Source organism: Marinococcus halophilus (assembly GCF_002265875.1).
Taxonomy (GTDB): domain Bacteria; phylum Bacillota; class Bacilli; order Bacillales; family Marinococcaceae; genus Marinococcus; species Marinococcus halophilus.
Map to the genome: position 1 here is coordinate 1 of NZ_NPFA01000036.1, position 7,573 is coordinate 7,573.

Sequence of the window (7,573 nt, forward strand, 5' to 3'; positions counted from 1 at the left end):
CGCCCGGGCGGGCGCGACCCTGGAGAGCGTGTATAAAACCTACCTCGTGGCCTGACCCGCAAAGCCATCGGTTGGATGATATTGTCGATGATTTCCAATATTTAAATCCATGACCAGCATTTGTTTTCAAACCTGCAACAGTAGAGTTATTTCATGATTATTTTCATTATATGGAAATATGAAGGTAGAAAATGATTGAATTTCATCAGCATTTCTATAAAATAAGAGAAGTATTTCTACGTGAATTTGATTAGAAGAGGAGACTCTGATGCTTAAACGTTTTTATTCCTATTACCTTCCTCATAAACAGCTGTTTTTCATTGATTTTTTCAGCGCGATCGCTGTTGCGGCTTTGGATCTGGTTTTCCCGCTTGTGGTCCAGTGGTTTATTGATTCCCTGCTGCCTCAGGAGGATTGGAATCTGGTGGTATGGGTGTCGGCCGGTCTGCTTGCTGTCTATCTGTTCAGTGCCTATCTGCAGTATATCGTCAATTATCTTGGGCACAAGCTGGGTATTAATATTGAAACAGATATGCGGCGGGAGCTGTTTAAAAGCGTGCAGGGCCAGTCGTATCGCTTTTTTGATAATACAAAAACCGGCCATATTATCAGCCGGATCACCAATGACTTATTCGATATTGGAGAGCTTGCCCACCACGGGCCGGAGGATTTATTTATTGCCGTTATGACGTTTGCGGGCGCTTTTACGATTATGTTTTCCATTAACCCGCAGCTTGCGCTCGTAGCTCTTGTTTTTGTACCGTTTTTGATTGCGCTTATTACCTATACGAACATTCAGATGAACAAAGCGTGGACAAAAATGTATGCAGAAATTGGCGATGTGAATGCCCGGGTGGAGGACAGCGTCTCTGGAGCAAGGGTCGTGCAGTCGTTTACAAATGAAGCCTTTGAAATCGACCGGTTTGCTAAAAACAACAACCGTTACCGCCAGGCCAAGCTGTCGGGTTACCGGACGATGGGCTACACCACAGCGACTATTTTTTTAACGACCCGTCTCATGATTCTGGCTGTGCTCGTTTACGGCGCTTGGCTCGTTTACACAGGCGCTATTACAAACGGGGAGTTTGTCGGCTTTATTTTGTATGTGAACGTGCTGTTCAAGCCGATCGAAAAAATCAGCGCCATTTTAGAGCTGTATCCAAAGGGTATGGCCGGATTTAAACGGTTTGTACAGATGACGGATGCAGAAAAGGATATTGTCGATCATCCGGAAGCAACAGAGGCTCCGGTACTTACAGGCGACATTAAGCTCGAAGGCGTGACGTTTGGCTATCATCAAAACCAGCCGGTGCTCCGGGACATGAACGTGACGGTCGAGGCCGGGAAAACCGTTGCCTTCGTCGGCTCCTCCGGCGCAGGGAAGACGACTATCAGCTCGCTGATTCCGCGGTTTTACGATGTGGATGCCGGAGCTGTGACCATTAATGGGATAGACATACGTAATATGACAAAGGAATCCCTCCGTTCCCAGATCGGCATGGTCCAGCAGGATGTATTCTTGTTTAACGGTACGTTAAAGAAAAACATTGCGTACGGGCGCTTAACGGCTGAAGAAGAAGAGATTGAAGAAGCTGCCCGGCTGGCGAACCTGGACGGCTTTGTGAAGGAGCTTCCGGACGGGTATGAAACAGAGATCGGCCAGCGTGGGCTGAAGCTTTCCGGAGGCCAGAAGCAGCGGATTGCAATTGCCCGGGCTTTCTTGAAAAATCCGCCGATTTTAATTTTGGATGAAGCAACCTCAGCACTTGATACGGAAACTGAAGCATTGATTCAACAGTCGCTGACACAGCTCGCAGAAAACCGGACGACCATTGTAATCGCCCACCGGCTTGCGACCATCCGGCACGCCGATAATATTGTGGTAGTAACCAGCGGGCGCATTGCGGAGCAGGGAACATACGAAGAGTTGATTCATAAAAATGGTGTTTTTGCTTCATTGAACAGTGTACAGCTTGAATATCAATAACATGCTTTCCTCTCCTATATACACGGAGAGGATTTTTTTATGCCAACTCGAGGTCATTACCGGCATTGCGAGCCAGACCAATCTGCTTGCTTTAAATGCAGCTATTGAAGCTGCGCGGGCCGGGGAACAGGGAAAAGGCTTTGCTGTCGTAGCGGAAGAGGTCCGGAAGCTTGCAGAGCAGTCCTCCGCGTCGGCAGAGCAGATCGGTACGCTGATTAAAAGTATTCAAAACGACGCAAAACAGTCTGTGATTCAAATGGAGGGCGTGTCAAAAAATGCGGAGCAGGGGCTCACCGTATCCGAGGACACGTCCAGGCAGTTTCAGCAGATTCTTGACAGCATGGAGCACATGGCACCAAAAATTGAAGAAGTGACTGGGACGGTCCGCGATATGGCCGGAAGCGTCGAGCGCATTTCCCACTCGACTTCAGATATTTCTTCGATTGCCTGGGAAAATGCTGCTTCTTCTGAAGAAGTGGCAGCGTCTACACAGGAGCAGCTCGCCTCGATGCAGGAGATATCCTCTGCCGCCGAAACGCTCGCTGCCATGGAGGAAGATCTTCAGCAGGAAGTCAGCTGCTTTAAAATATAAAGAAGTATTCTTTGCAGGCAGAAAATCCTATGGGCTTTCTGCTTTTTTTTATAAATTACAGTTAAAACACGTATTACCCGGGAAATAGAAAGAGGCAGCCATTTATAGTCTGAAACTTCAGGAGGGCCAATGAAAAAATTATCGTTCGACATAGGATTGTTTCGTTTTTTTATCTTTTGGTACATATGCGGCCTTGTGCTGCTTACGTTCGACCTGCTCCCGGAATGGCTGGAGTGGGCAAATGCCGTTTTCTTGTATTTAACCGGAGTAATTGGAGCCTTTTTTTTGATTCGATCCTACGGGGGAAAAACCGGGGGAGGGCTGACTGCCGTTATATTTCTGCTTTCGATGTTTCTTGAAGGGATTGGCGTGCAGTTGAACCTTTTTTTTGGGAGCTATGAATACGCCTCTGATTTTGGCGCGATGATTCTCGGGGTCCCACTGACCATTGGGGCAGCATGGGTAGCTATCGTTTCGGGGTCACATGCGTTAATGCTGTACGTTCTGGCCCTGCTTCCACGCCTGCGCGGATGGGGAGCATTTGTTTTTTATGTGCTGCTTGGGGCACTGTTGGTCACCGGAATTGATTTTGTGCTCGATCCTGTAAATTACCTGGTGCAGGGGTACTGGATATGGAATGAAGGCGGCTGGTATTACGATATCCCGTTTTCGAACTTCCAGGGCTGGTTTATTATTGGCTTTCTTCTGCATACAATTATGTATTCGGTGCTCCGCTTTCAGGGGAAATTGTTTCACGTGTCGGCTTATTGGCAGCCGCGAACAGCCGTTTTGTATATGCTGCTCACCTTTATGTTTACCTTGCTGGCGCTGTTAAACGCTCTTTGGCTCGCCGGAGGCATTGGAATTGGTATTATGATTTTTTGTTCTTTTATTTTTACTGTGGGGAAAATAACAAAACATTAACAGGTTCTTCATACAAGCATTACATTAAGGGGCTAACATAAAAGATGTTGATCCCCCAGGTTCATCTCACTGGATAGGGAACCCCTCTTTGTGCCGCTCCGTATCCCGGGGCGGCTTTTTTTATGTCTCTAAAACGTTAAACAGCCTCGGAAGGGGAATGAGCTCAAGCGCCGTGTCTATCCGGGGATCTGTATTGCCTTTTTCTTCTACTCTGCTGCAGTAAATTAATTGCTCCTCTTCGAGAAAATAGAGAGCGTCCTGTATTTTCTGTTCCTGGGTGCTGGTTAAATATACTACGATCGGTTCGTTTCTTTTTAGTGCAGTTCCAGCAGCGGGAGTTGCGTGTTTGTTTAATTTATGAAATGCACGATTTACTTTAATGGCAAGCATGGCCCGGCCCTCCTGTTTTTCATGTATAGATGTGTTTTCCCTGCGAAAAAGCGTATGAAGCTTTATTTTCGTCCCATCTTTATACGAAAAGCTCTTCCGGAAAAGGAAGAGCTTTTCTTGTTATGCCTGCTGCTTTTCCTCCCAAACCTGCTGAAGGGCCTGTTCAAATGTTTCTACCGGCTGGGCACCGGAGAGAGTGTACGTTTCATCGAATATATAAAAAGGCACGCCGTCAATTCCTATATAGGAAGCTTCCTGTAAATCCTTCTGTACGCTCGGGGTGTAGGCGTCAAGCTCGAGCAGTTCCCTTGTCTCCTCTTCCACGAGGCCGACGTCGCCGGCCAGACGGACAAGAGTATCGATATCCGCAATGTTTTTAGCTTCGGTGAAATATGCACGAAAAAGACGCTCTGTCATGCGGTTATTTTTGCCGCGCTCTGTAGCGAACTGCAGCAGCCGGTGGGCATCAAATGAATTGGCCGGCACCGCTTCATCCATATTGTATTCCAGGCCAAGGTCACGGGCCTGATCGGTGAGCTGCCGGTGAAAAGAAAGCACCTGCTCCCGGTCCATGCCCTTTTGCTCTGAGAGGAAGGTATGGATATCAGAATCGGGATTTTTCGGCATCTCCGGATTTAGCTGAAAGCTGTGATAAACAACCTGTACCTGGTGCCTGAATGACATGTTTTCCAAAGCGGACTCAAAGCGCCGTTTCCCTAAGTAGCAAAACGGGCACATTACATCAAACCAAATATCTACCTGCATGATTTTCCTCCTTTAAATATGCTGTCTCCAGTATGAAGAAAAAATTTTTTTCTGCCTATAGAAATGCTTATAGAGAGCGGTTTTTTCAATATAAATAATAAGTTAGTAAAAAATATCCTTTTTTCGAACGTACGTTCTTGTATAATGGAGGTAATATACTTCTTTCTGAAGGGGACGTGATGCTGATGAACGAAGAACAGAAAACAATCGCCCGTATTATTGCGGCAGAATGGGAAAAGGAGACAGAGGACTGGAAACAGAAAGAACGTCTTCTCCGTAAAGCCTGGGCTGAAAAACACGAATTGAGACTATACTGGAAAAATGAAGAAAACACTGTAGTTACTATAGGTACCTGTACGTATATCGACCATATCAAACGGCTGATTCATTGGAAGGACGAGCAGGGCAGCTACTACAACGTTTCCTTTGAGCAGATTCTTTCTGTAGAAAAGGGGCGTGGGGATTCTTGAAAAACGAAGAAATCGCAGTGCTCTCCGCTTATCTGGATAAGCAGATCGAGCATTTGGCCTTCCGCACGCCCTACAGTAAAGAAGATGATCTTCTTTGTCTTGGCGGCCGGCTTGCTTACCAGCAAATTCGTGCTGAAGTACAGAAAATAGCAGAACAGAAAGAAAATTACTATAAATGAACTAATGGAAAACGGTGAAGAAACAATTTATGGTATTCTGAGAAAAGAAGGTATTCAAAACCACTATGTGGATTTTGTAACCGTTATCTTGATGAACTCAGGCCCGGGAGGGGACACCATGAAAATAGGAATGATTGGCATCGGAGATATTGCCAAAAAAGCGTATCTCCCCATTTTAAGTAATTTAAAAGATGTAGAACTGCACGTGTACACAAGAAATCCGGATACGTTAAAAGAAATTGCTGATACGTATACGATACCGCATACGTACCAACAGATGGACGAATGGCTGAGCTGCGGCATGAAAGCAGCATTTGTGCATACAGCCACCGTAGCTCACGAGCCTATCATAGATGCGCTGCTCGACATGGGCATTCACGTGTATGTGGACAAGCCGATTACGTATCATGCCGAATCCGCCCAGCGATTGCTCACTAAGGCTAAAGAGAAGCGGCTTCTGTTAATGACGGGCTTTAACCGCCGGCATGCGCCTTCCTATCAAAAGCTGATGGAAGCAGAGGATACGAATATGATTATTGTACAAAAACACCGGGGCCATCAGGCAGTGGACGCCCGCACGTTTGTATTTGATGACTTTATTCATGTAATCGATACGATGTTGTATTTGTTTCCCGAAACAATTGAAAATATGACAGTGAGCGGTAAAGGAGAATACGATCTTCTTCATCACGTGACACTTCAGCTTGAATCTCCCAATGTGACGGCGCTTGGGATTATGAACCGCGAGGCCGGCACTACTCTTGAACGTGTAGATGTGATGAACCAGGAGCAGACATTAACAGTAAGCAATGTCCGGGATGTCAGCGTGCATAAGAATAAAGATGTCTGGTATCAGGGAGAAAACGACTGGGAATCCACTTTAAAAAAACGCGGCTTTGAAACAATTATTACAACCTTTCTGGCTTTTGTGGAGCAGGACATTATCCCGGAATATATGTATGAACAGGCATGGGAAACCCATCAAATGGCCGAAGACGTGGTCCGGCACCTTACCAGTTCCTAACTAAAAGCTCTGTCTCTCTGCGCCCGCAGAAAGACAGAGCTTTATTATGAAGGGAAAATAACCTCGATCCGATGCTGCTCGAAAAAATCGAGCCACTCCTCTGAAGGTTTTTTGTTGGTTAAAAGACAGTCCACCTGTTCAAAAGGAAACGTTTTAACCAGGGAAACAGCTCCAAACTTCGTATGGTCAACAAGCAGAATAACCTGCCGGGCCTGATTTTGCATGTACTGCTTTAAATCCGCTTCGGGCTCATTTGTATCCATGATTCCCTGTGTCATTGAAATGCCTTTACAGCTCACAACAGCAGCATCTACATTGTACTGCTGCACCGATCGAATGGCGGAAGGGCCCACCAGGGAGCGTGAATTTTTTCGAAGGCTTCCCCCAGTAGAAAATACATCAAAGGAAGAAAAAGCAAAGTCCTGAAGGATAGAAACACTGTTTGTAATAATAGTGAGATGATCCTTGGACTGCTGAAGCACCTGCAGCGCTTCATATACTGTGGAGCTCGTATCGGCCATAATAGACGAGCCGTCTTTGATCAGCGGCGGCACCAGCTGGGCAATGACCCTTTTTTCTTCTAAATTGATTGTATTTCTTGTCTGATACGGCAGATCCTCGCTCGTTCGTTCATTGAGCGTAGCTCCTCCGTAATTTCGGGTAACGATTCCTTCACGTTCAAGCTTTTCAAGGTCACGGCGGATTGTTTCTTCTGTAACGTTAAACGTTGAAGCCAGGGAAGCGACGAATACTTTTTTTTCACTGTAGAGAGTTGACAGGATTTTTTCTCTGCGTTCAAAAGCGAGCATACACGGTCCTCCTTGTTGCTTAGCATTTGCTAGTTACACTATAAGCATAAATCATGCAAGAATACAGGTTTTTACGCAAAAATCTTTAAAAAACAAAAGTTTTTATACACAAAAGCTGCTTTGTTAAAAAGAAATCGCGGTTTATTTTAGTTTGTGGACATGGAAGCTTGATTAGATGCATAAACGGAAAAGTATGGACGAAAGCTTCTTAACACACAAAAATAATGGTATCATTAAGAATAAATACATAGATAAATGGTAATAATAGTTAAAAGGGAAGTCTTTACTCTACTGTTGCAGGTTTGAAAACAAATGCTGGTCATGGATTTAAATATTGGAAATCATCGACAATATCATCCAACCGATGGCTTTGCGGGTCAGGCCACGAGGTAGGTTTTATACACGCTCTCCAGGGTCGCGCCCGCCCGGGCGC

Annotated in this window: 9 protein-coding genes; 6 read left to right on the top strand and 3 right to left on the bottom strand. The window is 45.7% G+C overall.

What is annotated here, in order from left to right; genetic code table 11:
* The first annotated feature begins 268 nt into the window (after window positions 1-268).
* The 3 genes from CHL76_RS16445 (at window position 269) to CHL76_RS16455 (ending at window position 3,503) form a co-directional block, all read left to right on the top strand.
* On the top strand, window positions 269-1,987 hold the full coding sequence (locus tag CHL76_RS16445) for an ABC transporter ATP-binding protein (RefSeq protein WP_079474435.1): 1,719 nt from the start codon (window positions 269-271) through the stop codon (window positions 1,985-1,987).
* 1 nt (window position 1,988) lies between these two features.
* Window positions 1,989-2,579: a methyl-accepting chemotaxis protein gene (locus tag CHL76_RS16450; protein ID WP_158219217.1), complete on the top strand. Its 591-nt coding sequence runs from the start codon at window positions 1,989-1,991 to the stop codon at window positions 2,577-2,579.
* 129 nt (window positions 2,580-2,708) lie between these two features.
* The gene (locus CHL76_RS16455) at window positions 2,709-3,503 is read left to right on the top strand and encodes a carotenoid biosynthesis protein (protein ID WP_079474433.1); all 795 of its coding nucleotides are present in this window, start codon (window positions 2,709-2,711) and stop codon (window positions 3,501-3,503) included.
* A 120-nt stretch (window positions 3,504-3,623) separates the two neighbouring features.
* Here the strand turns inward: CHL76_RS16455 and CHL76_RS16460 are convergent, their stop codons facing one another.
* Both CHL76_RS16460 and CHL76_RS16465 read right to left on the bottom strand, forming a co-directional pair.
* Window positions 3,624-3,893, bottom strand: a complete 270-nt coding sequence (locus CHL76_RS16460; protein WP_079474432.1) for a hypothetical protein — start codon at window positions 3,891-3,893, stop codon at window positions 3,624-3,626.
* A 120-nt stretch (window positions 3,894-4,013) separates the two neighbouring features.
* Complete coding sequence (locus CHL76_RS16465) at window positions 4,014-4,658, bottom strand: DsbA family oxidoreductase (RefSeq protein WP_094909153.1); 645 nt, start codon at window positions 4,656-4,658, stop codon at window positions 4,014-4,016.
* Window positions 4,659-4,843: 185 nt separating this feature from the next.
* Between CHL76_RS16465 and CHL76_RS16470 the strand changes: the two genes are divergently transcribed.
* Genes CHL76_RS16470 through CHL76_RS16480 form a run of 3 tightly spaced genes read left to right on the top strand, consistent with a single transcriptional unit; the run spans window position 4,844 to window position 6,331 of the window.
* Window positions 4,844-5,128, top strand: coding sequence for a hypothetical protein (locus tag CHL76_RS16470; protein ID WP_143745385.1), 285 nt, complete (start codon window positions 4,844-4,846; stop codon window positions 5,126-5,128).
* A complete protein-coding gene (locus tag CHL76_RS16475) occupies window positions 5,125-5,307 on the top strand; it encodes a hypothetical protein (protein ID WP_079474429.1) in 183 nt (60 codons plus the stop codon). Before CHL76_RS16470 ends, CHL76_RS16475 begins: the two co-directional genes overlap by 4 nt.
* Before the next feature lie 4 nt (window positions 5,308-5,311).
* Entirely contained in the window at window positions 5,312-6,331 is a 1,020-nt protein-coding gene (locus CHL76_RS16480) for a Gfo/Idh/MocA family protein (RefSeq protein WP_079474428.1), read from the top strand.
* 44 nt (window positions 6,332-6,375) lie between these two features.
* Here the strand turns inward: CHL76_RS16480 and CHL76_RS16485 are convergent, their stop codons facing one another.
* On the bottom strand, window positions 6,376-7,140 hold the full coding sequence (locus CHL76_RS16485; RefSeq protein WP_094909154.1) for a DeoR/GlpR family DNA-binding transcription regulator: 765 nt from the start codon (window positions 7,138-7,140) through the stop codon (window positions 6,376-6,378).
* Window positions 7,141-7,573: the final 433 nt, after the last annotated feature.

Coding starts and splice junctions, on each gene's coding strand:
- CHL76_RS16480 (WP_079474428.1), top strand. CDS start 5,312: ATGGAAAACGGTGAAGAAACAATTTATGGTATTCTGAGAAAAGAAGGT.
- CHL76_RS16485 (WP_094909154.1), bottom strand. CDS start 7,140: ATGCTCGCTTTTGAACGCAGAGAAAAAATCCTGTCAACTCTCTACAGT.
- CHL76_RS16465 (WP_094909153.1), bottom strand. CDS start 4,658: ATGCAGGTAGATATTTGGTTTGATGTAATGTGCCCGTTTTGCTACTTA.
- CHL76_RS16445 (WP_079474435.1), top strand. CDS start 269: ATGCTTAAACGTTTTTATTCCTATTACCTTCCTCATAAACAGCTGTTT.
- CHL76_RS16460 (WP_079474432.1), bottom strand. CDS start 3,893: ATGCTTGCCATTAAAGTAAATCGTGCATTTCATAAATTAAACAAACAC.
- CHL76_RS16455 (WP_079474433.1), top strand. CDS start 2,709: ATGAAAAAATTATCGTTCGACATAGGATTGTTTCGTTTTTTTATCTTT.
- CHL76_RS16450 (WP_158219217.1), top strand. CDS start 1,989: ATGCTTTCCTCTCCTATATACACGGAGAGGATTTTTTTATGCCAACTC.
- CHL76_RS16470 (WP_143745385.1), top strand. CDS start 4,844: ATGAACGAAGAACAGAAAACAATCGCCCGTATTATTGCGGCAGAATGG.